At 55.2% G+C, this 25,720-nt stretch carries 29 protein-coding genes and 1 pseudogene; 16 read left to right on the top strand and 14 right to left on the bottom strand.

What is annotated here, in order from left to right; genetic code table 11:
* Positions 1 to 51 precede the first annotated feature (51 nt).
* From NST29_RS03070 to NST29_RS03085, 4 genes are all read left to right on the top strand, one after another.
* Positions 52 to 420: a DUF2294 domain-containing protein gene (locus tag NST29_RS03070; RefSeq protein WP_033020034.1), complete on the top strand. Its 369-nt coding sequence runs from the start codon at positions 52 to 54 to the stop codon at positions 418 to 420.
* A gap of 336 nt (positions 421 to 756) precedes the next feature.
* Positions 757 to 2,259, top strand: a complete 1,503-nt coding sequence (locus NST29_RS03075; protein ID WP_033020036.1) for an NADH dehydrogenase subunit 5 — start codon at positions 757 to 759, stop codon at positions 2,257 to 2,259.
* A complete protein-coding gene (locus NST29_RS03080; RefSeq protein ID WP_033020037.1) occupies positions 2,252 to 4,843 on the top strand; it encodes a DUF2309 domain-containing protein in 2,592 nt (863 codons plus the stop codon). The genes NST29_RS03075 and NST29_RS03080 overlap by 8 nt, the downstream gene beginning before the upstream one ends.
* 320 nt (positions 4,844 to 5,163) lie before the next feature.
* Positions 5,164 to 5,472 (top strand): DUF3870 domain-containing protein, encoded by a 309-nt coding sequence (locus NST29_RS03085; RefSeq protein WP_033020043.1) that lies wholly within the window; start codon positions 5,164 to 5,166, stop codon positions 5,470 to 5,472.
* A 72-nt stretch (positions 5,473 to 5,544) separates the two neighbouring features.
* Here NST29_RS03085 and NST29_RS03090 read toward each other — a convergent pair whose 3' ends face one another.
* A complete protein-coding gene (locus tag NST29_RS03090; protein WP_033020039.1) occupies positions 5,545 to 6,744 on the bottom strand; it encodes an acyl-CoA dehydrogenase family protein in 1,200 nt (399 codons plus the stop codon).
* The gene (locus NST29_RS03095) at positions 6,731 to 7,966 is read right to left on the bottom strand and encodes a CoA transferase (RefSeq protein ID WP_165570929.1); all 1,236 of its coding nucleotides are present in this window, start codon (positions 7,964 to 7,966) and stop codon (positions 6,731 to 6,733) included. Before NST29_RS03095 ends, NST29_RS03090 begins: the two co-directional genes overlap by 14 nt.
* Before the next feature lie 358 nt (positions 7,967 to 8,324).
* On the opposite strand from NST29_RS03095, the gene NST29_RS03100 reads away from it, so the two are divergent.
* Both NST29_RS03100 and NST29_RS03105 read left to right on the top strand, forming a co-directional pair.
* Entirely contained in the window at positions 8,325 to 8,681 is a 357-nt protein-coding gene (locus tag NST29_RS03100; RefSeq protein ID WP_131385699.1) for a hypothetical protein, read from the top strand.
* Positions 8,682 to 9,059: 378 nt separating this feature from the next.
* Entirely contained in the window at positions 9,060 to 9,890 is an 831-nt protein-coding gene (locus NST29_RS03105; RefSeq protein ID WP_033018870.1) for a glycosyltransferase family 8 protein, read from the top strand.
* Between the two features lie 47 nt (positions 9,891 to 9,937).
* Here the strand turns inward: NST29_RS03105 and NST29_RS03110 are convergent, their stop codons facing one another.
* The 4 genes from NST29_RS03110 to NST29_RS03125 all read right to left on the bottom strand — a co-directional run bounded on the left by NST29_RS03110 (position 9,938) and on the right by NST29_RS03125 (position 12,356).
* Positions 9,938 to 10,123 carry a YfhD family protein gene (locus NST29_RS03110; protein WP_033018872.1) on the bottom strand — a complete coding sequence of 62 codons (186 nt, stop codon included), beginning with the start codon at positions 10,121 to 10,123 and terminating at the stop codon, positions 9,938 to 9,940.
* 264 nt (positions 10,124 to 10,387) lie between these two features.
* Entirely contained in the window at positions 10,388 to 10,516 is a 129-nt protein-coding gene (locus NST29_RS03115) for a YfhE family protein (RefSeq protein WP_081897257.1), read from the bottom strand.
* 124 nt (positions 10,517 to 10,640) lie between these two features.
* Positions 10,641 to 11,195 (bottom strand): GNAT family protein, encoded by a 555-nt coding sequence (locus NST29_RS03120; RefSeq protein WP_033018873.1) that lies wholly within the window; start codon positions 11,193 to 11,195, stop codon positions 10,641 to 10,643.
* 240 nt (positions 11,196 to 11,435) lie between these two features.
* The gene (locus NST29_RS03125) at positions 11,436 to 12,356 is read right to left on the bottom strand and encodes a TIGR01777 family oxidoreductase (protein ID WP_033018874.1); all 921 of its coding nucleotides are present in this window, start codon (positions 12,354 to 12,356) and stop codon (positions 11,436 to 11,438) included.
* A gap of 104 nt (positions 12,357 to 12,460) precedes the next feature.
* Here NST29_RS03125 and recX point away from each other — a divergent pair, with 104 nt between their 5' ends.
* The 3 genes from recX to NST29_RS03140 all read left to right on the top strand — a co-directional run bounded on the left by recX (position 12,461) and on the right by NST29_RS03140 (position 14,034).
* A complete protein-coding gene (gene recX, locus NST29_RS03130) occupies positions 12,461 to 13,261 on the top strand; it encodes a recombination regulator RecX (protein WP_033018875.1) in 801 nt (266 codons plus the stop codon).
* A complete protein-coding gene (locus tag NST29_RS03135) occupies positions 13,254 to 13,418 on the top strand; it encodes a hypothetical protein (protein WP_324699271.1) in 165 nt (54 codons plus the stop codon). Before recX ends, NST29_RS03135 begins: the two co-directional genes overlap by 8 nt.
* Before the next feature lie 274 nt (positions 13,419 to 13,692).
* Positions 13,693 to 14,034 (top strand): YfhH family protein, encoded by a 342-nt coding sequence (locus NST29_RS03140; RefSeq protein ID WP_033018876.1) that lies wholly within the window; start codon positions 13,693 to 13,695, stop codon positions 14,032 to 14,034.
* A gap of 41 nt (positions 14,035 to 14,075) precedes the next feature.
* On the opposite strand, the gene NST29_RS03145 is transcribed toward NST29_RS03140, so the two are convergent.
* From NST29_RS03145 to NST29_RS03160, 4 genes are all read right to left on the bottom strand, one after another.
* Positions 14,076 to 14,237, bottom strand: coding sequence for a YpzG family protein (locus tag NST29_RS03145; RefSeq protein ID WP_081897256.1), 162 nt, complete (start codon positions 14,235 to 14,237; stop codon positions 14,076 to 14,078).
* A gap of 68 nt (positions 14,238 to 14,305) precedes the next feature.
* The gene (locus NST29_RS03150) at positions 14,306 to 14,467 is read right to left on the bottom strand and encodes a small, acid-soluble spore protein K (RefSeq protein WP_033018877.1); all 162 of its coding nucleotides are present in this window, start codon (positions 14,465 to 14,467) and stop codon (positions 14,306 to 14,308) included.
* A gap of 174 nt (positions 14,468 to 14,641) precedes the next feature.
* Positions 14,642 to 14,767, bottom strand: coding sequence for a hypothetical protein (locus NST29_RS03155; protein WP_255358715.1), 126 nt, complete (start codon positions 14,765 to 14,767; stop codon positions 14,642 to 14,644).
* Positions 14,768 to 14,958: 191 nt separating this feature from the next.
* Positions 14,959 to 15,297, bottom strand: a complete 339-nt coding sequence (locus NST29_RS03160) for a DUF1641 domain-containing protein (RefSeq protein WP_339232703.1) — start codon at positions 15,295 to 15,297, stop codon at positions 14,959 to 14,961.
* Positions 15,298 to 15,385: 88 nt separating this feature from the next.
* Here NST29_RS03160 and fdhD point away from each other — a divergent pair, with 88 nt between their 5' ends.
* The 3 genes and pseudogenes from fdhD to mutY all read left to right on the top strand — a co-directional run bounded on the left by fdhD (position 15,386) and on the right by mutY (position 18,190).
* The gene (gene fdhD / locus NST29_RS03165) at positions 15,386 to 16,177 is read left to right on the top strand and encodes a formate dehydrogenase accessory sulfurtransferase FdhD (RefSeq protein ID WP_033018881.1); all 792 of its coding nucleotides are present in this window, start codon (positions 15,386 to 15,388) and stop codon (positions 16,175 to 16,177) included.
* A 16-nt stretch (positions 16,178 to 16,193) separates the two neighbouring features.
* Positions 16,194 to 16,986: pseudogene (locus NST29_RS03170) on the top strand (MFS transporter).
* A gap of 103 nt (positions 16,987 to 17,089) precedes the next feature.
* On the top strand, positions 17,090 to 18,190 hold the full coding sequence (gene mutY / locus NST29_RS03175) for an A/G-specific adenine glycosylase (protein ID WP_033018883.1): 1,101 nt from the start codon (positions 17,090 to 17,092) through the stop codon (positions 18,188 to 18,190).
* Here the strand turns inward: mutY and NST29_RS03180 are convergent.
* On the bottom strand, positions 18,187 to 18,411 hold the full coding sequence (locus NST29_RS03180) for a hypothetical protein (RefSeq protein ID WP_031405621.1): 225 nt from the start codon (positions 18,409 to 18,411) through the stop codon (positions 18,187 to 18,189). The two genes, mutY and NST29_RS03180, sit on opposite strands and share 4 nt — an antisense overlap.
* Positions 18,412 to 18,471: 60 nt before the next feature.
* On the opposite strand from NST29_RS03180, the gene fabL reads away from it, so the two are divergent.
* The 4 genes from fabL to NST29_RS03200 all read left to right on the top strand — a co-directional run bounded on the left by fabL (position 18,472) and on the right by NST29_RS03200 (position 20,856).
* Entirely contained in the window at positions 18,472 to 19,221 is a 750-nt protein-coding gene (gene fabL, locus NST29_RS03185; RefSeq protein WP_033018885.1) for an enoyl-[acyl-carrier-protein] reductase FabL, read from the top strand.
* A gap of 58 nt (positions 19,222 to 19,279) precedes the next feature.
* On the top strand, positions 19,280 to 19,471 hold the full coding sequence (locus tag NST29_RS03190) for a gamma-type small acid-soluble spore protein (RefSeq protein ID WP_033018886.1): 192 nt from the start codon (positions 19,280 to 19,282) through the stop codon (positions 19,469 to 19,471).
* 229 nt (positions 19,472 to 19,700) lie between these two features.
* Positions 19,701 to 19,907 (top strand): YgaB family protein, encoded by a 207-nt coding sequence (locus tag NST29_RS03195; RefSeq protein WP_200878272.1) that lies wholly within the window; start codon positions 19,701 to 19,703, stop codon positions 19,905 to 19,907.
* A gap of 415 nt (positions 19,908 to 20,322) precedes the next feature.
* The gene (locus NST29_RS03200; RefSeq protein ID WP_033018888.1) at positions 20,323 to 20,856 is read left to right on the top strand and encodes a DUF402 domain-containing protein; all 534 of its coding nucleotides are present in this window, start codon (positions 20,323 to 20,325) and stop codon (positions 20,854 to 20,856) included.
* Between the two features lie 75 nt (positions 20,857 to 20,931).
* Here NST29_RS03200 and NST29_RS03205 read toward each other — a convergent pair whose 3' ends face one another.
* From NST29_RS03205 to NST29_RS03215, 3 genes are all read right to left on the bottom strand, one after another.
* Entirely contained in the window at positions 20,932 to 22,011 is a 1,080-nt protein-coding gene (locus NST29_RS03205) for an aromatic acid exporter family protein (protein ID WP_033844533.1), read from the bottom strand.
* Between the two features lie 570 nt (positions 22,012 to 22,581).
* Complete coding sequence (locus NST29_RS03210) at positions 22,582 to 23,640, bottom strand: glutamate synthase (protein ID WP_051962830.1); 1,059 nt, start codon at positions 23,638 to 23,640, stop codon at positions 22,582 to 22,584.
* A gap of 597 nt (positions 23,641 to 24,237) precedes the next feature.
* The gene (locus tag NST29_RS03215; RefSeq protein WP_339232710.1) at positions 24,238 to 25,524 is read right to left on the bottom strand and encodes a glutamate-1-semialdehyde 2,1-aminomutase; all 1,287 of its coding nucleotides are present in this window, start codon (positions 25,522 to 25,524) and stop codon (positions 24,238 to 24,240) included.
* Positions 25,525 to 25,720: the final 196 nt, after the last annotated feature.

Here is a 25,720-nt window from a genome sequence, read left to right on the forward strand (position 1 = left end):
GCAACGTGGCGAAAGCGGCGGGAAGCCGCGGGCAAGTGAGGGGGTCAGGGCATGAACAAATCCAAAGGCTGGATCGAATCCGAAATCAGCAAAGCGTTGACGAAATGGGAAAAAGACTTTCTTGGCCGCGGCTCGGTGTCGGTCAAAACCGATATTTTGCGCGACATGATCATCGTGTCCTTGCACGGCATTTTGACGCCGGCGGAGTATGCGCTGTGCGAGACGAAAGAAGGGATGCTGGCGGTGAAACGGTCGAGAACGAGTTTGGTCGAATCGGGAGTCGATGAGTTGAAAGAGATGATTTTCGAGATCACCGGCGAGCAGGTGAAAAGCTTCCACACCGATTTGAGTACGCGAACAGGCGAGCGCATCATTGTTTTTAAGCTGTTTCACGATTTGGAAAAGCAGCTGACAAAGTAACGTTTTTCATGACACGTCCATCAAGATGTTGTATAATAAAAACAACTTTTGTATAGTAAGGATAAAAGAAAATCGAGAGGACGATGCTGTCGGCAGCCCTTCAAAAAACCTAGGTCGGCTTAGGTTCGTTGAAGGGAAACCGACCGTCGCCCATTGCGAGAGAGCGCGCGGGAGATCTTCAAACAATCGCATCGAAGATTGGTTGAAGGTAAACCGGCTATGAGCAATCGCTCGGCAATGAAACGGCCTTGTGGGGCCGCCTTGCCGGATTGACATAGCCGGTTTTTTCTTTTCTTCCGCACCAAGGGCTCATCAAACAGAGGGGAGGAGACGGAAATGGGAATGGAATGGATCACTTGGGGATGGTTTGTATCGGTGGCCGTTGTCCTCATCAGTGCGCTGATCTGGCTGTTTCCGCGTGTGCCGGAGCGATACGTGCATGTTCATGCTTGGCTGTTGCTTCTGCCGGGGGCTGTCGCGCTGATCGGGTGGATCGGCGCTGGGACGGTGGATATGGGCCGCTTTCGGTTTGATGCCGTCAGTTGGCTGTTCGGCGTGTATGTTTCTTTGTTGAGTTGGGCGATCCAACGGTTTTCGATTCGCTATTTGCATGGAGATCGCCGCTATCGGTGGTACTTCATGCTTTTGACGTGGACGACGGTGGCCGCTTCGCTCACGTGGGCCGCTCATGACTTGCGGTGGATCGCCGCGTGCTGGGGGTTGCCGCTCGTGGGGCTTGTGGCGTTGACAGCGTTGAAAAAAGAATGGAGTCCGGTTCCGTTCGTCGTTCGGCAAATGGGGCTGATGTTTGGCGCGAGTTGGCTCGCTTTGATCATTGTGGCTGTCTGGCTTGGGGTCGACAGCGGGGAATGGACGTTGACCGCTGCGTTATCCGCCGAGCGGATCGCCCACTTGGAAGCTTGGGAACGGGCGGTATTTAACGGGTTGCTGTTGGCGGCGGCCATCATTCCGGCCGGCCAATGGCCGTTTCACCGCTGGCTAATGGAATCGGTCGTGACACCGACGCCTGTGTCAGCTGTCATGCACGCCGGATTGGTGAATGCAGGTGGTTTGTTGCTCGGGCGCTTTGCCCCGCTCTTTACCGACACGTGGGCGCATGTTTTGCTCTTTTTGCTTGCCTTTGTCTCGATTTTGATCGGCACAGGCATCAGCTTTGTTCATGTCGACTACAAGCGGCAATTGGTCGGTTCGACGATGGCGCAAATGGGGATGATGCTTGTGCAATGCGCTCTTGGCGCTTACGGGGCGGCGGTGGTGCACTTAGTGCTGCACGGATTGTTCAAAGCTACGCTCTTTTTGCAGTCCGGTTCGGTCGTGCCGCGAGTGGGCCGGGCGGGAGAACGGGTCACGGCCGGTTCGTGGCGGGGAGGAATGGTTGTCGGGCTGATGCTCGGTGCGGTCTTTTGGCAAGCGGCTCCGCATGAGCCGGCCCGGTTGTTGAGTTCGGTGCTGCTGGCGGCGTCGGCGGCAGTGGCTTGGGGGAGGCTGGCAGATTTTCGCGAAGGGCGGTGGCTCGGTTTAACGGCGGTTGTCGGGCTGGCGTTATTGTCCGAAACGGTGCGCGCTCAATTGTTGCGATTGGTCGATCCGCGAATGTCATCCGCCTTTTTGCCGCCTTCTTCGTTTGAATGGGGCGTTTGCCTTTTGTTTGCCTTGGCTGCCTTGGCAGCGGTTTGGACGGCGAAGCACCGCCACTCTCCGCTTGCCGTTCGTTTGTATATGCGGCTCGTGCATTGGGGGGAACCGCGCCCAGCGGCGACTGAAGCCCACCCGCGTTATCTCGCATCCTATTTAGAGGAGGGGATGGCCCATGAGTAAAACCGTTGTTTCCGCCGGGCGGACATCGGCTGAACGGAAAAAAGACGTCCGTCCGCTCACTTCCCTCATCAGTGAGGCGGCCAAGGTCATTGCCCCGCTTTGGCCGATTTCGGCGTTTATCGCCCGCCATCCATGGATGGGGCTGGAGGAGGAGCCGTTTGTCCATGTCGCGGATCGGCTGCAGGAAATGCACGGCATTGACCTGTATCCGCCGATGGCTGTTTTCCATGCCGCTCTGGCCAAAGGCGACATTGATCTTGCGTTTGTCGAGCGGCGGCTACAGCGGTGGCTCGACGCCACCGCGCTTCCGGCTCCTCGCCACGAAGCGGAGCGGTTATGCCGCGCCCTTCTTTGGAACGATGCGCTGCCGGACGGAGCGCTTCCGGATGTGGAGCTGGAGTCGTTGGTGCCGCGCCGCCGTTGTGTTTTTCCCGTGTCTGCGCGCCTTCAGTTGACCCAACGGCTTGACCAGCAAACGGCCAAATGGTGCAAGCTGTTTTATGACCGCGGTGAGGCGGTGTGGGCGTTGCCGCATCGCGAGCAAGGCTTTTATGCGGCTTGGCGGCGCTTGGCGCCCGAAGACCCCTCGCTGTCGAAGGACGAGAGAAAGCGGATTTGCGAGTGGCCGGAGCGCGCTGAAGAAGCGTTGCAGCAGGCGCTGAACAAGCTTGGCGTGCGGACGGAAGACGTGCAAGCGTATTTGGAAGCCCATTTGTTGGCGCTGCCGGGATGGGCGGGCATGGTCTTGTGGCAATCGCGCCGCAGTGGGGACGAAATCGGTGGGCTGCTTGATTATTTGGCTGTCCGTTTGTCGATTGAATGGGTGTTCGCTGCTTTGCATGTGCCCCTTGAGGAGGAAGAAAAGAAAGAAGACCGCGCGGCGGCGTTCCTCTTGGCGGCTTGGATTCAGTGGGGCGGGATGACGCTTGACGAATGGCAGCGTTTGTCGCTTTCAGACCGCCAAGCCCGCTTGATGTTCGTTGACCGGTTTTGGCGGATTGACCGCCGTCATCTCTGGCTCGGGGCATGGGAGGATACGTATGAAGCGAAGTTGAAAGAGGCGATTTGTCCCGTTCGTCCGGACGACGCGAGCCAAGAGCAGGCGGCCGCGCAGCTACTGTTTTGCATCGATGTCCGCTCCGAGCCGTTCCGCCGTCAGATCGAAGCGGCAGGGCCGTTTGAAACGTATGGTTGCGCTGGCTTTTTTGGCTTGCCGATTCAAACGCGCGTTTTGGACGGTCATGATGCCCATCCATCTTGTCCGGCGATTGTGGCGCCGCAGCATGAAATCAAGGAAACCGCTGCTCCCGAAGTTGCCGAGCCGTATCGTCGCCGGCGCGATCTCGTCCGTTTTGTTGGCCGCACGTTCAAAAAAGTGAAGCAGCACTTGCTGGCCAGTTTGCTTCTTCCGGAAATGAGCGGGCCTTGGCTCGGCTTGCATACGCTTGCTCGCAGCGCGGCGCCGGCTTGGGCGGGAAGCGCCGTGCATGAAGCGTCCGCCGCGGCGGAGCAAAAACCGAAGACGACGCTGTCGCTGGATTGCCAAGGGCATGACGAAACGACCGGATTGCCGATCGGGTTGACAAAAGAAGAGCAAGCGCAGTACGTAAAACAACTCCTCGTCAATATTGGGTTGACGTCCTCGTTTGCTCCGCTTGTCGTCGTCTGCGGTCATGAGAGCGAAACGGCCAACAATCCGTACGCTTCTGCGCTAGATTGCGGAGCGTGCGGCGGCGCCGCTGGGGCGTTCAACGCCCGTGTGTTTGCGGCGCTGGCCAATTTGCCGCACGTGCGCGCGCAGTTGGAAAAAGAAGGGGTTGTCATCCCGGATGAGACGGTATTTATTGCGGCCGAACATATTACGACCGTTGATGAATTGCAGTGGGTGGAAGTGCCGCCGTTATCGGGGGCAGCCGCGCAGGCGTTTGAACGATTGCAGCAGGCGTTACGTGAAGCCGGTCGCCGAGCGAACGAAGAACGGATGGCAAAGCTCTCGCATGTCGGCCGCCTGCCGCGCGATCCGGTTGCTGAAGCGCGGCGGCGCGCGGTGGACTGGAGCGAAATCCGCCCGGAATGGGGGTTGGCGGGCAACGCCGCTTTCTTGATTGGCCGCCGGGCGTTGACGAAGGGAGCTCATTTGGACGGAAGAGTGTTTTTGCACAGTTACGATTGGCGCGAGGATCCAAGCGGTGAGGCGCTCGCCGGCATCATTGCCGGACCGGCGACGGTCGGGCAGTGGATCAACTTGCAATATTACGCCTCCACCGTTGCGCCGCATTATTACGGAAGCGGCGACAAAACGACGCAGACGGTGACCGGCGGCATCGGGGTGATGCAAGGAAACGGCAGCGACTTGCTCGCTGGCTTGCCATGGCAGTCGGTGGCCGTTTCTGACGGCGAGTGGTTCCACGCGCCGCTAAGGCTGCTTGTCATCATTGAAGCGCCGTCCTCGTCTATCGAGCGCCTGCTCGATACAGACGAAGCGTTTCGCCGCAAAGTGCAAAACGGTTGGCTTCGGCTTGCCTCGATCGATCCTGACAGCGGGGAGTGGCTGAACTGGGAAGCAGCCCGTCCCTGCATTTGAACGGGATCGTTGAGCAGTCATCATCGGCCGCTTGGGGATGACCCAAAAGGCGATCTCCCCTCAAGAAAGACACACCATCTAGTGTGGAGAGGCGGTTAGTGTCTATATATAGCGATGAGAGAGGGTGTCCCGCTCCGTTTGGGACACCCTCAGCCGTTTTTTCGCTTGCTGCCAAACGTCACTAATTGCCGGCTCGTATCCAGAACTGGGCGGTGATCCCTCAGCCGTTTTTTTCGCTTGCTGCCAAACGCAGCAGGGAAAAGCGAAGCGGGTGGCGAACATGGATCATGACGGATGTCAGCGCGAAAGGAGGAAAACTCGTGAAAACGCAATTTATCGCTGGCCATGCGCGGCTGCCGGCCGGAATGGCGGCCAAAAGCTTGTATGATACGCTGACGATTACGGCGGAAATTGATAAAAAGTATGGGGTGATCGTCGAAGCATCGTGCACGCTCGCCACCGAACATGGACGTGATTATATCGCGCGGATGCTGCGCGGCCATTCGCTTCGTGAGGGCATTGATGAGCTGTTGGCCGAGCTCGATGAGGGATATTTGGGCAAGGCGCATTCCGCTCTTTGCGCGGCGTTGAAAGACTTGTATAAACAATATTGCAAAATGGACGAGTAAAATCAGGAAGCGGCTGTTCCCCGTCCGCCGATGGAGAACAGCCGCGTTTTTGGGCGCGCGGGCACCGTCCGTTCAGCTCTCAGCGGGCCGCCATGCCGGCAACGTTTTGCGCAGCGGTTTGTCTTGGCGGTAGCCAAGCACGTATTCCGCCTGCATGATCGTATGGATTTCCCGCGTTCCTTCGTAAATGACCGGCGCTTTCGAGTTGCGCAAGTAGCGCTCGACCGGGTATTCGTTCGAATAGCCGTAGGCGCCGTGGATTTGCACGGCGTCATCGGCCGCTTGATTGGCATAGTCGCAGGCGACCCATTTGGCGAGCGAGGTTTCTCGCGTGCAGCGCCGGCCTTCGTTTTTGAGAAAGCCGACTTTGTAAACGAGCAGGCGGCTGATTTGCAACCCGGCTTCCATGCGGGCGATCATTTGTTGAACGAGCTGATGGCGGCCGATTTCTTTGCCGAATGTTTTTCGCTCATGGCAGTATTTCACGCTCGCCTCAAGACATGCCATAATAAGGCCAACCGCGCCGGCGGCAACGGTGAAGCGGCCGTTGTCAAGCGCAGACATGGCGATTTTGAATCCTTCGCCTTCCTCACCGAGCAAGTTTTCTTTCGGGACGCGGACGTTGTCAAAAAACAGTTCGCCCGTGTTGCCGGAACGGATGCCGAGCTTCCCTTTGATCGGCTGCGAGGAAAAGCCCGGCATCGTCCGCTCGACAATGAAGGCGGAAATGCCGTGATGTTTTTTGGTTTTGTCGGTGTAAGCAAACACGAGGAAATGATCTGCGATATCGGCGAGAGAAATCCACGTTTTTTGTCCGTTTAAAATGTAATCATCGCCGTCGCGAACGGCCGTCGTTTGGATGGAGGCGACGTCCGATCCAGCGTTCGGTTCGGTGAGTCCGAAGGCGCCAATTTTTTCCCCGCGCGCTTGCGGGATGAGGTATTTTCGCTTTTGTTCTTCCGTGCCCCACTGCAGCAAAGTTAAGCTGTTCAGCCCCGTGTGGACGGAGACAGCGGTGCGGAAGGCGGTGTCGCCGCGTTCGAGTTCTTCGCAGACGATAGCGAGCGAGTTGTAATCCATGCCCATGCCGCCGTACTCTTCCGGAATGCAGACGCCCATTAAGTTCAGTTCGGCGAGCCGTTTGAAGATGGCGCGGTCAAATTCGCCGCGTTCATCCCATTCCTTGATATGCGGCATAATCTCGCGGTCGACGAATTTGCGCACCGTTTGCCGAAGCATGTCTTGTTCAGGTGTAAAATCAAAGTTCATCATCGATGGATCCCCTTTCTGTCCGATTGGTTTGAATTCGATCATCAGTTGCGGCGGTTGTTTCGCCTTCATATTCCGGCCGCTTTTCCCACGCCTTGGCGGCTTCGTCGTTATGCTCGCCGGGAAGGGGCGGAGGGAGCCGGTACGACACCGGCGTGTCAGAAAGTTTCAACGGGCTGGCGACCAGCTTCAAGGAACCGATGAGCGGGTGATGCATCGCCACCGTCATTTCCCGGGCGGCGGTTTGCGGATGGCTGAACAGTTCGTCAAGCGTCTGCACCGGCCCGCACGGAATGCCTTTTTCGGCGAGCAGCCGCTGCCATTCGGCTCGCGGTCGTTGCTTGATCTCGGCGTTCAGTCGCCGATTGAGCTCGTCGCGATGGGCGACGCGGCCGGCGTTCGTCTGAAAGCGCGGGTCGGTCCCGAGAGCGCGGTCGGACAAAAGCGAACAGAGCGCTTGAAATTGCCGATCGTTGCCGACGGCGATGACGATCGGCCCGTCGCTGGCCTCATAAGTAGAGTAAGGGACGATGTTAGGATGTTCATTGCCAAGCGGCTTCGGAACCGCGCCGGACAATAAATAGTTGGCGGCGACGTTCACGAGCGCGCTGACCGCGCAGTCGAATAGCGCCAGATCAATTTTTTGTCCGCGTCCCGTTTTTTCTCTAGCGAACAGCGCTGCTTCGATCGCGATGGCGGCGTACAAGCCGGTGAACACGTCCGTGACGGCGACCCCGACTTTGAGCGGGCCGGTTTCCTCGGTGCCGTTAATGCTCATCCACCCGCTCATCGCTTGAATGATGTAGTCATAGCCGGCCAATGCGGCGAGCGGGCCGGTCTCGCCAAATCCGGTGATGGAACAATAAATGAGACGCGGGTTGAGGCGCGATAAGTCGTCATAGCCGAGTCCCCACCGTTCCATCGTTCCGGTTTTGAAATTGTGAATGAGAACGTCGGCTCCCCCAGCGAGGCGGCGAATCGCTTCCCGGCCTTTTTCCGATTTTAAATCAACTGTCATGCTTCGCTTATTCCGGTTGATCGCCGTGTAGTAGGCGCTCATGCCGTTTTGAAACGGCGGTCCCCAAAACCGAGTGTCATCCGAGCCGCCTGGCGCTTCGACTTTGATGACATCGGCGCCTAGATCGCCTAAAATCATCGTCGCATACGGACCGGCCAAGACGCGTGACAAGTCGAGCACGCGCACGCCATCTAGCGCTCCTGGCATGGCATTTCCCTCCCTTCCGCGTTCATGGAAAAAGCCGGTTCCTATGCAGTCGTTTGGATAGGAACCGGCTGGAACGGACTGAGAAGACACCCCGGCATAGGGTGGTGTCAGGCCGCACAGTTCTTTGCGAATCGGTCTAGGAGGCTGATGATTTAATCCTAGATCCCTCTTTGCCATCTCATTTCTCAACTAGAAAAACCTTGTTGCATCGGTCCTGTTTTTCGAGCGTTCCCCCATTGATGAGGGGAACTAGCGGTTTTTCACCGTCCTCCTAGGGCTGGTGATTTAAGGGAGCAGGTCGCTTACCGACCTCGTTTCTCAACTAGAAAAGCCTTGTCGTATCAGGATATTCTTTCAAATGCTCCCCCATTGCGCAAAAGAAACAACCGTTTTTCATCAGCCTTCTAGAAGGCCGGTGATTTCGGGCAAAATACTGCTGAGTTCCTCTCATTTCTCAATGAGAGAAACCTCACAGAATCAGCTTTCTTTTCTGAATGAAAATGCCTCCAATTGGTGTGACAGCGGTTTTTCACCGGCCTTATCGGTGCTGCCGATGGGGGCAGCCGCGGCGAAAAACGGATCGGCTGCGCCGTCTGATCTGCGCAGGCGGCTGTGCCGGCAGGAGACGGCTAGTTATTTTTATTATAAAGCTTCATTTGTCAATTGTAAATATTCAGATAGAAAAAGGGCCGGGCGGCGTTTGTTCAAAGGTTAGGTGGGACCAAGGCGGTTTTTGCGTCCCCGTTACGGGCGTTGGTTCATGGCGGGACTCGCCCGCTACGTGCCCTAGAAGAAGCGGAAAAGCGTTGTGATCGGAGACAGGAGGAAAGGGGGAAAGCGCCGTTTGGCTCTTTTCTTGAAAGGGAAAAAAATTTCTTCTATCCTAAAAGCGTAACCGTTTCGGTGAGACAAGCTGAGCGGTGTCGTCTTCCCTTTGAACGAACCGAGCGCCCGCTTTCCCGACCATCGGGCTTTCGAGGCGCTCAAGGGAAAAGAAGTGAAGCGTCTGGGACAATTGAAGGCAATCGAGAGAAAAGCGCGAATATACTTGGTAAGGAAGGGGAATCGATGCTGCAAAGGAAGTGATGGGTCGATGTTTCATGTGTTAGTGACGACAGACGCCAATTACCTTCCACCGCTAAAGGTGTTGATGCATTCGTTGTTTTGCAACAATCAGCGCCCGTTTACGTTTTACTTGCTTTATTCACGCATTGCCGAACAAGACCTAGAAGCGCTCGGGGAATTCGTTCGCAGACAAGGGCATAAGCTTGTATCGATCTATGTGGACCCGCAACTGTTTTGTGATGCGCCTGTGTTCCGCCACTACACGGTTGAGATGTATTACCGATTGGCAGCCCATTTATTTTTGCCTCCGCATGTTGAACGCGTCTTATACCTTGATCCGGATATTGTGGCGATCAATCCGATCGATGAGCTGTACGAGATGGACTTTGAAGGGAACTTATTCATTGCCGCTGAACACACCCATTCGACCAAAGTGGCGAATTTATTCAATAAGCTGCGGCTGAAAACGCCGAACGCCAAGGGGTATTTCAATACGGGCGTGATGATGATGAACGTGGAGTTGATGCGCATGCACGTTCATCTTGCCGACATTTATCAATTTATCCGCGATCACCGCTTTAAGCTCGTCCTGCCCGATCAGGATGTAGTGAACGGGCTGTATTGGGACAAAATTAAGCCGGTCGACGGCTATCGTTACAATTACGATGCGCGTTATTACGATTTTTTGCAGCTGTTGCCCAACCCGAAACACGATTTAGCTTGGATTGAGGAAAACACCGTTTTTATCCATTATTGCGGGAAAGAAAAACCGTGGAAAGATCATTATAAAGGGGAGCTTGGACGGTTTTACAAGCGGTACAGCCAAGTGTTAGAGCTCGAGGGTGAAGCGACAGTGTAAGGAATGGGGAGACAAAGGTGTCCCGTTGCGGCGGGACACCTTCGTTGTTACCGTTTGCGCTCTTGGCGGCGGATGCCAGCGGCCGCCGCGCGCGCTTGCGCTTCGAGATCTTCATGGTCAGCAAACTCTTGCGAATAGTCCACGTCAATGCCGTCAGATTTCAGCTGTTTTGGCACTTGCGGCAAAGTCGCTTTGTTTTTGTCGCGCGTTCGTTGTCCGCGAGAACGACCCATTCCCCATGCCCCCTTGCTGAAAGATGTGAATCGTACGATTCATCGATTAGGATGGCTTGAACGGGGCAAAGGTATAAATGGTAATCCTATCTAAGAGGCTGGTGATTTCATCGTGGATATGCCTTTACAATGTTAGTTCTCAATTAGAAAAACCTCGTTGTATCGGTCCTTTTTTCCGCGCATTCTCCCATTGATGAAGGGGATCAGCCGTTTTTCACCAGCCTTCTCAGTGCAGGCTGAATGGTCAAAGCTAAGGGCGGCTTTTTAGTGGCGAGCTTTTTTCGCTGTATAGCCGCCCGCTTGGTCCGCCAGTTTGAAATCGCGGGCATAGCTGACTTCTTGCGCGCTTGTTAGCGTATGTTTCGCTTTTTCGCGTTTTCGTTTTTCCGCCATCGCTTGTTCCCTCGCTTTTCATCGATCGTTTGTTGATTTTCATTTTGGACGAATTCTTCCGTTTTTATGCATAAAAAAGAATGTCCGGACGGACATCCTTGTTTGACTGCTCCGATCGGCGCGCCTACGCTTCCTTTCGTTTCCCCTCTTCGGCGGCGAAGGAGGGATGGCGCATCGTATAGAGCGTGTAGTTGTCTTTCGTAATTTCATACAAATCGTACACGTCCGCACCGATTTGTTCAAGCAGCGGCCGCCGCGTTTCGTTGGCGGGCGTGATGTAGGGCAGTTTTTCAGCCGCTTTGATCGAACGGACGTTAGCTTTGCGGATGCGCAAAAACACCGTTTCAATCGACAGCTCATAAAACAGTTCATGGAAAAACGCTTCTTTCGCGCGGCGATTGTAGCCGAGCCCATGATACGGTTTGCCGAGCCACGTGCCTAAAAAGCCGGTGCCATTCTCGATGTCAAACAAACTGATCGTGCCGATCGGGTTGCCCCATTCGTCCAAAATCGTGCGCGAAATCAGTTCGCCGCGTTCTTCCGCCTCGATGAGCTGTTTGGTCATAAACAAAAACTCTTCGTACGAGCGAGCTTTCTGGCGCACGAAAGGGAAGACGTCCGGGTGCACCATCAGCTCGTACAGCGCATGGCAGTCTTGCAGCTCGCGTTTTTTCAACATGGCCAATCCCTCCTTCGAGACGAGGGCAGCCTCCCAGCGGGACCCACCCTCGAAATTTTTATCGAACGTTCATGAAAAAAATTTCGGGGTGGGAATCGAACCCACTAGAACCAGCGCGAGCGCTGGTGGCGCACCATTTGCCTTCCCCTTCTTCTAGTCCGTATGCGGTTATAAACGAAAACTGCCTTCAAGTCCCTTTTATCATACACAATCTGTGTGAAAAAGAGAATCGCTTTTTTGTTAATTTTGTTTGGATATTTTTTGTCGGTCTTGTTGTAACAGCAAATCAGCGAGACAATCTTCCAACGTTGGAAACGAAAAGCGAAATCCGGCTTGCAGCAGTTTTTCCGGAATGACGCGTTGCCCTTCTGTCACGAGCATGCTCATTTCGCCAAGGAGAAGGCGGAGTGCTGCCTCGGGGACCGGAAGCCAATGCGGGCGGCGCAGCAAACGGGAGACGGTGCGCCCAAACTCATTCATCGAGACCGGATGGGGCGCCGTGAAGTTGATCGGGCCGGATAGCGTTTCGTGTTTGATGAGATAAGAAACGGCGCGGACGACGTCGTCAAGGTGAATCCATGACAGCCATTGCCGTCCGCTGCCGATCGGGCCGCCGACGAACAGCCGATACGGTTTGACCATCATCGGCAAGGCGCCGCCATGTCGGGCCAGCACGACGCCCAAACGGGCATAGACCGTGCGGATGCCGAGCTGTTCGATCGGACGGGCCGCCGCTTCCCACGCTTGAACCGTTTTGGCGAGAAAATCTTGTCCATACTCGTTCGTTTGTTCCGTAAATGTTCCGGTGTCCGATGTCCCGTAAATGCCGATGGCGCTCGCGTTGATGAACACGTTCGGATGGCGGGGGAGGGAAGCGATATATCGGGCCATCGCGTCGGTTGCCTGCAAGCGGCTGGCGACAATCCGCTCTTTTTGTTTGGCGGTCCAACGTTTCCGGTTGAGCGGTTCACCGGCTAAATTGACGGCCACATCGATCGTGTCCGGCCTTCTTTTGTCATCGTCCAAGGAAAGATAATGAAGGCGGCCTTCCGAAGGACGGGGGGAGCGGGTAAAAATATAAACGTCATGCCCTTGTGCGGAAAAATGGAGGGCAAGCGCCCGGCCGATCAGTCCGGTTCCGCCGTTGATGGCGATGCGCATAGCGGTCTCTCCTTTCGCCAAACGATTTCTTTATTTACTATGTTCGTGCTGTGCGCGCCAATTCCTTTTTGTGATACGATAAAACGAGAGGAGAGATGGACAGGATGGGGACGATTATTGAAATCGCGCCCACGAAGGGAAACGGGGAACGGTTTTGGCTTGTCATTGACTGCGCCGAAGAGCCGCCGCTCAAGCTGACGGTCGACCAAGATGTGTTGCTCCAATTCCGGCTGAAAAAAGGGATGGCGGTCGATGAGGCGCTTTTGCGCGAGATCATTGCTGCCGATGGCGTAAAAAAGGCGTATCAGCAAGCGTTGTACTTTTTGGCGCGCCGGATGCGCTCCGAGCAGGAAATCATTCGCCATTTGCGCAAAAAGGGCGTTGCCGATGCGGTGGCGGAGCAGGTGCTCAACAAGCTTCGCGCCGAGCGGTATGTGGATGACGAGGCGTTTGCGCGAGCTTATGTATGCACGCAGAAAAAGGCGGCGAAAGGGCCGCTGCTCATTCGCGCCGAATTGGAGCGGCTTGGTGTACCGACTGATTTGATCGAGCAAAGTTTGGCCGAGTATTCGTGGGAGGAACAACTGCATGGCGCCCGCGCTCTTTTCGAAAAGGCCAAACGACAACGCCGGGCTGAATCGGCCCGCGCGTTTTCCGAGCGGGTTCGACAGCAGCTTGGGCGCAAAGGATTTCCTCATGAAGTGATTGCGGCGGTGCTGGAGGAAGGGAGTGGGCAAACGGACGAGCAGGAGTGGGAGGCGCTTGTCGTTCAAGCAGAAAAAGCGCACCGCCGCTATGCGCAGCACCCGCGCCCGCTGTACGAGCAAAAAATGCGCCAGGCCCTGTATCGCAAAGGGTTTTCCCTCCCTCTTATCGACGAATGGCTGCGATCTCGCGATGGCTGATGTTAGTCACCGCCGGCGCTCGGTCGAACGTCCGGGAGCGCCGGGGCGTAGCCATCGCGTCGCGAAGCCGTCCGGATTCATCCGATCGACCATCAAGGTGGGTGAAAAAACGCCGTTTGCCTTGATCGATGATGGAACGCGTGAACATCGAGGCTGATGCAGCAAGTGTTTTGGCTCTTCCCCAAAAGTTGTCCTTGATTTGTTCGTCACGTACCTTAACTTATGCCACCAAGAAAGAACAGGAAACGAATCATGTTTTGCATACACTTATGCAAAGAAGTGAACCGTCTGCCAAGTACATGTTGTGGTGAGGAGCCAGTTTTTCCCCTTGAGAACCGATGCCGAGAAGGGGTTGCGCGAGCCAATCCTCAGCCTCCACCGACAACGCGATTTCGGAGGCTGCAAGGGCAAAAAGAAAGGGGGAACTTTCGATGATAAACGAAGGAGCCAAGCGGTACAGCGAAATGACGAAAGAAGAATTGCAACAAGAAATCGCCGTGCTGGCCGAAAAGGCGCGCAAGGCAGAGCAAATGGGCATGGTGAATGAATATGCCGTCTATGAGCGGAAAATCGCCATGGCAAGAGCGTATATGCTCAATCCGGCTGATTTTCGCCCGGGGGAGATTTACGAAATCGAAGGGGCGCCCGGCGAGTATTTCAAAGTGCGCTATTTAAAAGGAGTGTTTGCCTGGGGATGGCGATGGAAAGGAACCGGTGAAGAGGAGGCGCTCCCGATTTCGCTTTTGCGCCGACCGGTGAGAGAGGAGAGCTAGGAAAAAGGGGCGTCCGCATGAAACGGAACCGCCCCTTTTGGCTAGGACTGCTTGCGCGTCTGCCGCTCCAAAATGATAAGGTCGAGCGTTTGTTGCGTTTCCCCGTTGACTTGCGAGTGGGCATGTTTCGGATTGGCCCACGGCTGTTGGAACGGATTGGAGTAAAGGTGATCGTAAAACGGTTTGTGCCGATGGCGACCCATGGCTGTTCACCTCGCTGCCGGAATGTGCCGGGGAGGGCGGTGGGCCGCACCGTGCCCCGGTGTGGCTGTTAGAAAAAGTCGCTTCGCTCTCCCGAGGCGCGCATCCGTTCCTGCGGGTGGGTGTTGGTTGTGCCGTCAGCCCGCTTCGATGCATATTCGGCTTTGGCGCGCGGCTCGCCTTCGAGCTTGTTGTTGTTTTGGTTTGGGAAATGGCGCTCTTTATTCCGCACGGCACATTCCCTCCTTTATGGCGTGCCCGTGTTGGGTGGCCAACACGGTATTTTTAGTATGGGAGGCTGTGCGGCGCTTATGTGTGAAAATGACTGGACGGCCACCCATCAGTTGTTAGGACAATACGATCATTTGTTCTGCTGGCGATCCGGCGACCGTCCGAACGGCCTCCATCAGTTGTTGGGGGCCAACTCCAGTTTTTTGCGCCGCCACGTTGGCACGGTAATGATGTCAGTGGTACCATTCACCGCGGCGCGGACGAGCTGTTGGCGGAAGCGGAGCCCGTAGTAGATGACCATGAGTCCGTAAACGGCGAGGAAGGTGTAGCCGGGATGGGCGCCGAGAAACAGGCTGCCGATGCCGGCGAAATCGTTTCATGCGTTTGGTTTGGCCGCCGAGGAGCGCTTTGGCCAACGAAAAAGGCCGATGCCCGAACGGGAGATCTGCCGTTTCGGGCCGGCCTTTTTTGCCGCGCTTGATGGAATGGACGTTACTCCTTGCTTCCAAGCTGTTGGCCGATGGCTTTCAGCGCGGACAGGCCAAACCGGATTGCCCGGTTCGTGTCTGGATCGTTGAGCGCTCGCAACAAGTCAAGCAGCCCGATTTTTTTCGTCTCCGCCTCTGTCTGTTCGTACGCGTCCATCACGCCAGCGGCAAGCTGTCCGAGCAGTTTGGCTGTCTTTTCCGGGTCGAGAGAAGCGGCCAAACCAGCGATGGAGAACAGATGGTTGATCAAAGAAGCTTGGCCGGCTAGCCGCGGCTGTTCGGTTGGTTGGCAAGTTTCGAAAACGGATGTGCGTTGGTTTCGCTGCAGAAGCGCTGGGCGCAAACTACCGCCGCTTTTCGCTGACAGGGGCAAACAGTGCCTTTGTCCGGAAGGTGGCGGTTTTATTTTGGGGGAAAGGGGGATGGCAAGGGTGAGCGGATTTGCGGCGAAGCGGCGGCTGATTGTGAAATACCGGGACGGCCGCTTGGTTGAGGAAGAGGACGAGATCGCGCTCGAGTTTCCGTTGACCATAATGGTCAACGGCGAGGAGTTTGCGACGATCGTTTGCACGCCCGCGCATCTCGATGAACTGGTGAGCGGATTTTTAGCCGCGGAAGGAGTCATTCGGACGTATAGCGACATCAAAGCGATGACGATCGATGGCGAGCGGGGGTTTGCGTACGTCGAGCTCGCCGCAGGGGGACTGCCGGCCAAACAGTTTTATGCGAAGCGGTTCATCGGCTCGTGCTGCGGAAAAAGCCGCCAGTTTTATTTTTACAACGATATGAAAACGGCGAAAACGATTGTCGGCGGCATTACCGTGAAAGCGGATGACTGCATTCGCCTCATGGAAGCGCTACACGATCAGTCGACGGACTTTGCGGCGACCGGGGGGCTGCACAATGCCGCGCTCGCTACACCGAATGGGATAGTCGTCGCCCGTTCCGACATCGGGCGTCATAATGCGCTTGATAAGTTGTACGGCTATTGCCTGCGCCATCAAGTGGCGATGAAAGACAAGTTGATTGTATTCAGCGGCCGCGTCTCGTCGGAAGTGCTTTTAAAAGCGGCGAAAATGGGCGTGAGCGTCTTGCTCTCGAAGTCGGCGCCGACGACGCTCGCTTTGGATCTCGCCGACGAGCTCGGCATCACTGTGGTCGGCTTTTTGCGCGGACAAGCGTTTAACGTGTATACGCATGAGAATCGGATTATCAGTGGATGAAAGGGGAAAAGAGGCGATGAAAAACCGTTGGCTCATTGCGCTGTCGGCCGTTGGCATTCATCTTTCGATTGGGTCGGTGTATGCATGGAGCAATTTTACCAACCCGCTAAAACAATTGTTTGGTTGGTCGGACCAAAGTGAAGGCCGGAAAAGCGAAACCTTCGCTAGATTTGGCGCAGCTTACGGCCAATGAGGCGGTGAAAACAAGACGGTTTTGGTATTTATGGTTCATGCTGTTTATTAATGTGACATGCGGCATTGCCGTTTTGGCGGTGGCGAAACCGCTGGCAGTGGAAAGCATCGGCATCAGCCAAGCCGCCGCGGCGGCATTAGTTGGCGCCATCGGAGTGTTTAACGGGTTGGGACGCATCGGCTGGGCGTCGGCTTCGGATTATATCGGCCGTCCCAATACGTATACGGCGTTTTTCGTTTTGCAAATTTTGATTTTCTTCCTGTTGCCGAACGTGTCCATCAAATGGTTGTTTGTGGTGATGCTGACGATTGTGTATACGTGCTACGGCGGCGGATTCGCCTGTATTCCGGCGTATATCGGCGATTTGTTTGGAACAAAGCAGCTCGGTGCCATCCATGGTTATATTTTGACCGCTTGGGCCGCGGCTGGACTCGTCGGACCGATGTTTGCCGCGTATATTAAAGACACGACCGGTTCGTACGAAGGAAGTTTGGCCTTTTTTGGCGGATTGTTTGTCATCGCTTTCATCATCTCGCTGCTCGTGCGCATCGATATTCGCCGATTGCGCGCCCAACATGAACAAATCGCCTATGTTTCGGCGGCCAAGGAAAGTTGAGAACGATGTCCTTTTGCTCCCTCGGCGTGCGGCAAGCCACGCCGGGGGTTTTTTGCTATAATAAAGTGGATATTGATTATAGGCATCATGGGGGAAACATTGCATGACAAAGGAAACAGAGCGATTTCCAGCGCGCGCGTTTCAGCGCGCTTTGCTTGACTGGTTCGCCCGCGAGCGCCGCGACCTGCCGTGGCGGAAAGACCGCGACCCATATAAAGTATGGGTGTCGGAGGTGATGCTGCAGCAGACGCGCGTCGAGACGGTCATTCCGTATTTTGAGCAGTTTATCGAGCGGTTCCCGACGCTGGAGGCGCTCGCTGACGCTGAGGAGGACGAGGTGCTGAAGGCGTGGGAAGGGCTCGGCTATTACTCGCGCGTGCGCAATCTGCACGCGGCGGTGAAAGAAGTCAAAGAGCGGTACGGCGGCAAAGTGCCGGACGATCCCGATGAATTTTCCAAGCTGAAAGGAGTCGGGCCGTATACGGTCGGGGCGGTGTTGAGCCTCGCCTACGGCGTCCCGGAGCCGGCGGTCGATGGCAACGTGATGCGCGTCTTGTCGCGTCTGTTTCTCGTGACAGATGACATTGCGAAAACATCAACGAAAAAACGGTTTGAACAACTGATCCGCGAAATCATGGCGTACGAACATCCGGGGGCATTCAATGAGGCGTTGATCGAGCTTGGCGCCCTTGTTTGCACGCCGCGCCGCCCGTCGTGCCTGCTATGCCCGGTGCAAACCTACTGCCGGGCGTTTGCCGAAGGGGTAGCGGAAGAGCTGCCGGTAAAAACGAAAAAAACAGCGGTCAAACAAGTGCCGCTCGCGGTGGCGGTGCTAGCCGATGAGGAAGGCCGCGTGCTCATCCGCAAGCGCGACAGCTCCGGCTTGCTTGCGAATTTATGGGAATTTCCGAGCTGCGAAACGGCCGGTGCAGATGGAAAAGAGACGCTTGAGCAAATGGTTGGGGAACAATACGGCTTGCAAGCGGAGCTGACAGAAGCGATCGCTTCGTTGGAGCACGCGTTTTCCCATTTAGTCTGGAAGTTGACGGTCTTTCCCGGTCGCCTGATCAGCAGCCGGTCCGTCAAAGAGCCGCTTCGGCTTGTGTCTGAAGATGAGCTCGAAGCGCACGCTTTTCCGGTGTCCCAGCAGCGCGTTTGGCGCGAATACAAAAAATGGGCGGGCCAAATGCGCCGCCCCGATTAATCCGGCACCGGCATCGTGCCGTGTGTATACGTTGCTTCACGGCGCCCAAGGCCGCCGCGCGCTTCGATCTCTTCGATGATTTCCCGGTGAATCGTCTGCCCTTCGACGTTTAAATACGGAGCGATTTGTTGGAATGAATGATGAAAATAAGCAAGTTCGTCATCGGTCCATTCCGTTTTCGGAATCATCGCCAGCTCGGTCATGTCCCGGCCGACATACATAGGCAGCGCCTCCTTTGTTTGCGGAATTCGGCTATATTATACGTAAAGGAGAGGAAAAACATGAGCGGAAAAGTAGCAGTCGTCACCGGCAGCAGCCGCGGTATCGGCAAAGTGATCGCCTTGCGGTTGGCCAAGGAAGGATACGATATTGTCATCAACTACGCCCGCAGCAAAACCGCCGCCGAAGAAACGGCGCGTGAAATTGAAGCGCTCGGGAGAAAAGCGCTCGTCGTGAAAGCGAACGTTGGCGACGTTGAGAAAATTCGCGCCATGTTCGCCCAAGTCGATGAGGCGTTTGGGCGGGTCGACGTGCTCGTGAACAACGCCGCCTCCGGCGTGTTGCGTCCGGCGATGGAATTAGAAGAAACACATTGGAACTGGACGATGAACATCAACAGCAAAGCGCTGTTGTTTTGCGCGCAGGAAGCAGCTAAAAGAATGGAGCAAGTCGGCGGCGGGAAAATTGTCAGCATCAGCTCACTCGGGTCGATCCGCTATTTGGAAAACTATACGGCGGTCGGTGTCTCGAAAGCGGCGCTTGAAGCGCTGACCCGCTACTTGGCGGTCGAGCTGGCGCCGAAAAACATCGCCGTGAACGCCGTTTCCGGCGGAGCGGTCGATACCGATGCGCTGAAGCATTTCCCGAATCGCGATGAGCTCCTCGCTGACGCCGCGGCGAACACGCCGGCCGGCCGCCCCGTCAAACCGGAAGATCTCGTCAATGCCGTAATGTTTTTATTGTCCGATGCCGCTGAGATGATCCGGGGGCAGACGATCATTGTCGACGGTGGAAGATCTTTACTGTTGTAACGACAGCGGATAGAACGATCACCTCCGGGGCACAGTAAGGGATGTGGAGGTGAGAACAATGGCCAAACAAACGAACAAAACATTTGCTGGCACGAACATTCAAGAAGTAAAACAACAAAACGCACAATCGGCTCAAGCTGCTCAAGCTGGCCAATTCGGCACTGAGTTTGCGGCTGAGACGGACGTGCAACACGTCAAACAACAAAACGCGCAAGCGGAAGCCCGCAAAGCGCAAAACGTCAACCGATAAACGAGTCATCACCGACGGCTAGGGCTTGCCCCTAAGCGATGGCAGCGGGTGCTGCGGAAGCGGGAGCAAGAACTGGCCGAACGAGGAGAGACGAAAAAAGCAGGGGCGGCACGCCTCTGCTTTTTTGTCGACAAAAGCAGTCACGGTTGCGCAAAATTCGTGCAAGGGATTTTTCCATCGAACCGCGAACGGATAAGAAAAACGCATGGTCAACGGGAGGGGAGAGAACATGGGGTACGCATGGGCGGACGCAGAGGATGACGCGCTGTTTTTATGGCATGAAATGCAACGTTGTGAAGAGATCGCCCGCCAGTTGGAAGAGCTTGAGCATGAAGCGCCGACCGCCGCTCTTCGCGAGGAGGTTCGACGGATGAGACAGCAGGTGGAAGACATTCGGCGCCTCTTTTTCGCCCAGCTTTCTCTAGAAGGCCGGTGATTTAAGGGAGCAGGGAGCAAGCCGCTTATCCAGTCTGTTTCTCAAATAGAAAAGCCTTGTCGCATCAGGATCGTCTTTCAAACGCTCCCCCCCATTGCTCAAAAGAAACAACCGTTTTTCACCAGCCATCTAGAAGGCCGGTGAAAAACCGATGTCACACACCGATCGGCAGCCATTTTCATTCAGAAAAGAAAGCTGATTCTGCAAGGTTTCTCTCATTGAGAAATGGATGGAATCAGTAGTATTTGGCACTAAATCACCAGCCCCTAGGCGTTTCATGAGGCGAGATGGCTGTTTCCCACCGCTCGTTTGGCCGCTTCGGCGCGGCGAGCGGACTCGCTTTCTTTCCATTTGCGCAGGAAACAAGGTATAATAGGGGAAAGAAAAAGCTCCCATTGGAAAGTAGGGAAGAATGATGCCAACGCACCCTCGAGAAGGGAAAATCATTCAAATCCATAGTTATAAGCATAATGGGACGATTCATCGCATTTGGCAGGAAACCGTCGTGCTCAAAGGAACGCCGTCATATGTGATCGGCGCCAACGACAAAACGCTCGTCATGGAGGCGGACGGCCGGACGTGGGTGACGCGCGAGCCGGCGATTTGTTTTTTTCACGCCAAGCACTGGTTTAACATTATTGCGATGATCCGCCAAGACGGCGTGTATTATTACTGCAATTTGAGCTCGCCGTTCGTCTGGGACGAGGAGGCGCTGAAATATATTGATTACGACTTGGATATTAAGGTGTTTCCAGACATGACGTATATGCTGCTTGACGAAGACGAGTACGAGCGTCACCGTCGTGAAATGAACTATCCGGAAGTGATCGATCGCATTTTAAAAAACAACGTCCATAAGCTCATTGGTTGGATTCAAGAGCGGAAAGGGCCGTTTGCCCCCGAGTTTGTCGACAAGTGGTACGGAACGTTCCAAGCGTATCAAAGATAACATAGCGGCACGAAAAAAGCCTGTTCGGCACCGCTGGCAGGTTTTTTCTGCTTTTCGGGTGAAGCAGGCGGTCCGCTATGAGCGGCCGCCTGTTGCCTTTTCGAGCTCTTTTTCAAGTTTGTCATCGTAGTGATAATGATGGAAGCTGTCGATAAGTTTGTCGAGGTGTTCAAGCCGGTCCCCGTAATCGATGAGCGCTCCAATCAGCGAAAACAACCGATACTCAGCAGGCGGTTCGCCGCCAGCGTAAAGAGCGGAGGCGAGCCGTTCGCGTTGGCGGCCGATTTCCTCGGCTCTTTTGTTGAGGGGGAGCGGTTTGGCCTTATGAATAAATTTCAGCAGCAGCTGTTCGTGATAGTCGAGCAAGTGGCTAAGGTGCAAGCAAATGGCTTCGCGGAGTTCAGCTGGCAAGCGGGTGAACTCGTTTTCGAGCTGATGAAGCCATTTCAAGACGGACAACGCACGATGGGCGGCGATGATCATTTGCCGGTATAACACGAGCTTGCGCGATTTTTGGAAGCGCAGGCGCCGGAAGTACGTGCGTTCTTCTTTATACATGAAATACAGATGATCCAGTTTTGTCATTTCTTCATGCAATGTTTCAATCTCGTCTTTTAAGCGATGATGATCGGCTGCCTGTTGTTTATGGAGGCGAATCCATTTTAAAATTGTTTCTGTTTCGCTGCTAATTTTTTCATACAATTTTTTTTCATATTTGGGCGGCAAAAAAATCAAGTTGACAAGAAAAGCGGCAAAAAGCCCGAGCATGATTGTGAGAAAGCGGATGGCCGCAAACTCGATAAACTGCCGGTCGGTATATTCCATAATCGCGATCACGGTTACGAGCGCGACCGAAATCGTCGAGGATTCGAGGCGCATTTTCAGGCAAAGGGCGATGACAATCATGATCGTTAACCCGACGATCAACGGATCACGGCCGAGAATAAGAACGGCGGCAATGGCAAACAAGGCGCCGATCACATTCGCTTGCACTTGCTCGATCAGCGATAAATACGAACGATAAATGGTCGGCTGCATCGCGAACACTGCTGAAATGCCGGCAAACACCGGAGACGGAAAATGAAAGAGCGCCCCGAGAAACAACGCCAGCGCTACGGCGATCCCCGTTTTCAATATGCGGGCACCGAGTTTCATCTATGATCAAAACTCTCCTTTTTCGTTTTCCTGAACCATTCAGTACTATACACACTTTTCTATATGAGTTCAAGCAAAAAATAGAACGGGGTTGACAAAAAAATGGTCTGCCTCAAGATAGCAACCCTATCAGGTGGCAGAAGGAGTCGGCATAAATAAAAGAGGGGCAGACCGAAAAGGCGATCTTCCCCTAAAGAAAGACAGAGCATATCGTGTGGTAAGGGGGGCAGCTAGCGCCTATATAGCGGTGAGAGAGGGGCAGACCGAAAAGGCGATCTCCCCCTCAAAACAGACAGAGCATATCGTGTGGCAAGGGAGCAGCTAGTGCCTATATAGCGGTGAGAGAGGGGTAGACCGAAAAGGCAATCTCGCTTCAAGAAAGACAGAGCATAATCGTATGGCAGGGAAGCAGTTAGTGCCTCTATATAGCGATGAGAGAGGGTGTCCCAAAAGGACCGGGACGCCCTCTTTTGTCGCTATATATACGTACTGACTGCTTCTGCTGCACTATATGTTGTGCCTATCTTGAAAGAAGGCGACCTTTTGGGGCAGCCCCTCGTTGCCGAAAGTTTAGAACGTGACGGGAAGGCGAGGGGTGCGGCGGTTGGAAAGGCGGGCGTTTACTTCTTGCCGGAAGCGGGTTCCCTCAAGCCACAGCAATGATCCAGCGGCCGAGCGGACAAGAGCCAACGGCCGACCAGGGGGCAACGGCTCGACGTTGTCGCCGTACGGTTCAGTAGTGATGAAGATACGGGAAAACGATTCCGTTCTCCACAGCGCCCCTTCCGTTTCAGCCAGCCATATCGCTTCATGATCCAAGCTGGCGACGATGCATCTGCTGTACGGCCGCGGCGGGGACGGGACCGTTTCTGGCGTCAACACAAGCGCGGCCGCCTCGAGCAAGCTGTAGCCATTGTCGTAGACGAGCGTTTCCACGGATGAAGCGGACGTCTCGCCGCCATCGACGAGCAGGCCTGCTGCCCCAAGTCGCCGATAACCATGAGGCGCATCCGCCGTTTGGGCATACGCAAAGGCAGCCGATGAGGCGAAGAACGGATGGGATACATCTAGGTCGCGCCGCAATTCGTCCACGGTGTTCGCTTCGTAGATGACGTGGAGATGGCTGAGCGAAGCGACGCGGACATCCGTTTGCCGCTCCATCGCGACTGCTAGGCGGAACAAGCGATCGGATAGGGAAAACACATCGATCGGCAGCATGGCGACTTGCCAAAACAAGGAATTTTTTTGCCAAGATGGCCGAGTCGATTCGAACAGCAGGGTGAAGCCGAACTGTTTGATCAGTTGGCGCAGGCCCGCTTGAATCGGCTCCGGACGGGCGGAGCAGGAAAGAAGCACATGGCCGACGATGAAATGGTCGTTGACGGCAATTTCCGGGTTTTGTCCGGCGTTGGCGAGCTTATCCATCCACAGCTTGCGCGGAATATCAAACTGAACGGCAATATTCGCTTCACGACAGTGTCGGTCGGCCGATTGGCTCCAGCCGGTGAGCGTTTCTAGGACGGCGTTCGTATGGCTCTTTGTTCCCATCCCGTTGATTTCCATGACCGCCGCGAGAAAGGCGGGCTGCCCTTTCGCCGCTTGGGCCGCGTTGGCTGTTGGTTGATCCATGAACGTTAGGCGCAGGCGGAAGCGCACGCTCCCGTGGCGCCGGCCACCTCCTCTCAAAGCATGACGGAAAAAGGGGAGTCTTAATTTTCAAAATTTGTTGTTTATCATACCATGGGGGGCAGAGGAAATCAATGGACGTTGGTTAGGGGGTGATCATGTTCACAAAATTGTCGAAAAGCTTGACGAAAACGGCCGTGTTCCCCTCGCATGGACGTTTGCGGGGCAAAAGGGAAACGTTCAACATCTCGGAGGTTGGAGATTTCATCTTGGATCGGGCTTTGCAATGTCATTTCCGAGCTGGAATAAACTGTTGGTTTTCTGGCGTGCTCCATCGCCAAAAAGGAGTGAAGAGCGGCTCGGTCGCGATGGAAAGGGCGCCTAATGTTTGGAAAAGGCGCCCTTCTGGACATGTCGGTGGACAGGTCGAGTTTTCTGCCCGTCCCGGCGATTCATGATCGCTTTTCCTACGTTCGGCAATTGATTGGCCCGCCACCTCCCGTTCTAGCGATTCGTTATGGATTTTTCCCCATCATTTCCACGCGGCTTGCTGGGAACAGCCGCTTTTCGTCCTTCCTGCTTCGGCAAGGAAGGAGGCAGTTACAGTTGTCGGAACGCTTTGCCAACGGCATCGATCGTGTAGGCGATGTCGTCTTCGGTATGAGCGAGGGTGATAAACCATGCTTCATACTTGGACGGTGCAAGATTGATTCCTTGTTTGAGCATGAGCTTGAAAAATTTCGCAAACAACGTGCCGTCGCTGCGCTGGGCTTGCTCATAGTTTTCGACGTTTTCTTCCGTAAAGAAGACGGTGAGCGCGCCTTTTAAGCGGTTGACGGTTACCGGCAGGCCGCATTGGCGGGCATGGGCGAGGATGCCTTCTTCGAGCATGGCTCCTAGCCGATCCAGATGTTCGTAGACGCCCTCTTGCTTTAACACTTCAAGGCAGGCGATGCCAGCGAGCATCGACGCCGGGTTGCCGGCCATCGTCCCCGCTTGGTACGCTGGGCCGAGCGGAGCGACTTGTTCCATAATGTCTTGGCGTCCGCCGTATGCGCCGATCGGCAAGCCGCCGCCGATAATTTTTCCCATCGCTGTCAAGTCTGGCTCAATGCCAAGCAAGTTTTGCGCCCCGCCATACATAAAGCGGAAGGCGGTGATCACTTCGTCGTAAATGACAAGCGCCCCTTTCTTGTGAGCCACCTCATTGATCGCTTCTAGAAAGCCTGGCTTTGGCAGAACGATGCCGAAGTTGCCGACGATCGGTTCGACCAATACGGCTGCAACGTGCTCGCCCCAAACGTTCATCGCTTCACGGAACGATTCCGCATCATTGTACGGCACCGTAATCACTTCTTGGGCAATGCTTGGCGGTACGCCAGCTGAATCCGGCGTTCCTAATGTCGATGGGCCTGAGCCGGCGGCGACGAGCACAAGATCTGAATGGCCATGGTAGCAGCCGGCAAATTTGACGATTTTGCTGCGGCCGGTGTAGGCGCGGGCGACGCGGATCGTCGTCATCACCGCTTCCGTTCCTGAGTTGACAAACCGTACTTTTTCAAGCGACGGGATCGCCTCTTTTAACATTTTGGCGAACGTAATCTCATGCGGCGTCGGCGTGCCGTACAGCACTCCGGTCTCGGCGGCGCGGCGGATGGCCGCGGCGATGTGTGGATGGGCGTGGCCGGCGATGATCGGCCCGTAGGCGGCCAAATAGTCGATGTACCGGTTTCCATCTACATCCCAGAAATACGCTCCCTGCGCCCGTTCCATCACGACTGGTGCTCCGCCGCCGACGGCTTTGTATGAGCGGGACGGGCTGTTCACCCCGCCGACAATGTGCTTAAGTGCTTCCTCATAGAATTGTTCTGATTTGGTCCACTGCATCGTTTGATCCTCCTGTTTCCGATGACTGCGCCTTTATTTTACCATAATGGGGTTGTCAGTTGCGGCTAGGGTGTTCGCGCGCACAAACGAGCCCCTTTGGTATGGATGAGACACAAAAGAGGTGCAAATGACGATGATTTATGTATAATGAATGGCGATGTAACGGAAAACAGGCAAACCCCTTTGTTAGTCGGCA

Origin of the sequence: Geobacillus sp. FSL W8-0026 (assembly GCF_037966255.1) — a bacterium.
GTDB classification, from domain to species: Bacteria; Bacillota; Bacilli; order Bacillales; family Anoxybacillaceae; genus Geobacillus; species Geobacillus icigianus.

Coding starts and splice junctions, on each gene's coding strand:
- NST29_RS03070 (WP_033020034.1), top strand. CDS start 52: ATGAACAAATCCAAAGGCTGGATCGAATCCGAAATCAGCAAAGCGTTG.
- NST29_RS03075 (WP_033020036.1), top strand. CDS start 757: ATGGGAATGGAATGGATCACTTGGGGATGGTTTGTATCGGTGGCCGTT.
- NST29_RS03080 (WP_033020037.1), top strand. CDS start 2,252: ATGAGTAAAACCGTTGTTTCCGCCGGGCGGACATCGGCTGAACGGAAA.
- NST29_RS03090 (WP_033020039.1), bottom strand. CDS start 6,744: ATGATGAACTTTGATTTTACACCTGAACAAGACATGCTTCGGCAAACG.
- NST29_RS03095 (WP_165570929.1), bottom strand. CDS start 7,966: ATGCCAGGAGCGCTAGATGGCGTGCGCGTGCTCGACTTGTCACGCGTC.
- NST29_RS03100 (WP_131385699.1), top strand. CDS start 8,325: ATGCTCCCCCATTGCGCAAAAGAAACAACCGTTTTTCATCAGCCTTCT.
- NST29_RS03105 (WP_033018870.1), top strand. CDS start 9,060: ATGTTTCATGTGTTAGTGACGACAGACGCCAATTACCTTCCACCGCTA.
- NST29_RS03110 (WP_033018872.1), bottom strand. CDS start 10,123: ATGGGTCGTTCTCGCGGACAACGAACGCGCGACAAAAACAAAGCGACT.
- NST29_RS03115 (WP_081897257.1), bottom strand. CDS start 10,516: ATGGCGGAAAAACGAAAACGCGAAAAAGCGAAACATACGCTAACAAGC.
- NST29_RS03120 (WP_033018873.1), bottom strand. CDS start 11,195: ATGTTGAAAAAACGCGAGCTGCAAGACTGCCATGCGCTGTACGAGCTG.
- NST29_RS03125 (WP_033018874.1), bottom strand. CDS start 12,356: ATGCGCATCGCCATCAACGGCGGAACCGGACTGATCGGCCGGGCGCTT.
- recX (WP_033018875.1), top strand. CDS start 12,461: ATGGGGACGATTATTGAAATCGCGCCCACGAAGGGAAACGGGGAACGG.
- NST29_RS03135 (WP_324699271.1), top strand. CDS start 13,254: ATGGCTGATGTTAGTCACCGCCGGCGCTCGGTCGAACGTCCGGGAGCG.
- NST29_RS03140 (WP_033018876.1), top strand. CDS start 13,693: ATGATAAACGAAGGAGCCAAGCGGTACAGCGAAATGACGAAAGAAGAA.
- NST29_RS03145 (WP_081897256.1), bottom strand. CDS start 14,237: ATGGGTCGCCATCGGCACAAACCGTTTTACGATCACCTTTACTCCAAT.
- NST29_RS03155 (WP_255358715.1), bottom strand. CDS start 14,767: ATGGTCATCTACTACGGGCTCCGCTTCCGCCAACAGCTCGTCCGCGCC.
- mutY (WP_033018883.1), top strand. CDS start 17,090: ATGACAAAGGAAACAGAGCGATTTCCAGCGCGCGCGTTTCAGCGCGCT.
- NST29_RS03180 (WP_031405621.1), bottom strand. CDS start 18,411: ATGTATGTCGGCCGGGACATGACCGAGCTGGCGATGATTCCGAAAACG.
- fabL (WP_033018885.1), top strand. CDS start 18,472: ATGAGCGGAAAAGTAGCAGTCGTCACCGGCAGCAGCCGCGGTATCGGC.
- NST29_RS03190 (WP_033018886.1), top strand. CDS start 19,280: ATGGCCAAACAAACGAACAAAACATTTGCTGGCACGAACATTCAAGAA.
- NST29_RS03195 (WP_200878272.1), top strand. CDS start 19,701: ATGGGGTACGCATGGGCGGACGCAGAGGATGACGCGCTGTTTTTATGG.
- NST29_RS03200 (WP_033018888.1), top strand. CDS start 20,323: ATGCCAACGCACCCTCGAGAAGGGAAAATCATTCAAATCCATAGTTAT.
- NST29_RS03205 (WP_033844533.1), bottom strand. CDS start 22,011: ATGAAACTCGGTGCCCGCATATTGAAAACGGGGATCGCCGTAGCGCTG.
- NST29_RS03210 (WP_051962830.1), bottom strand. CDS start 23,640: ATGGATCAACCAACAGCCAACGCGGCCCAAGCGGCGAAAGGGCAGCCC.
- NST29_RS03215 (WP_339232710.1), bottom strand. CDS start 25,524: ATGCAGTGGACCAAATCAGAACAATTCTATGAGGAAGCACTTAAGCAC.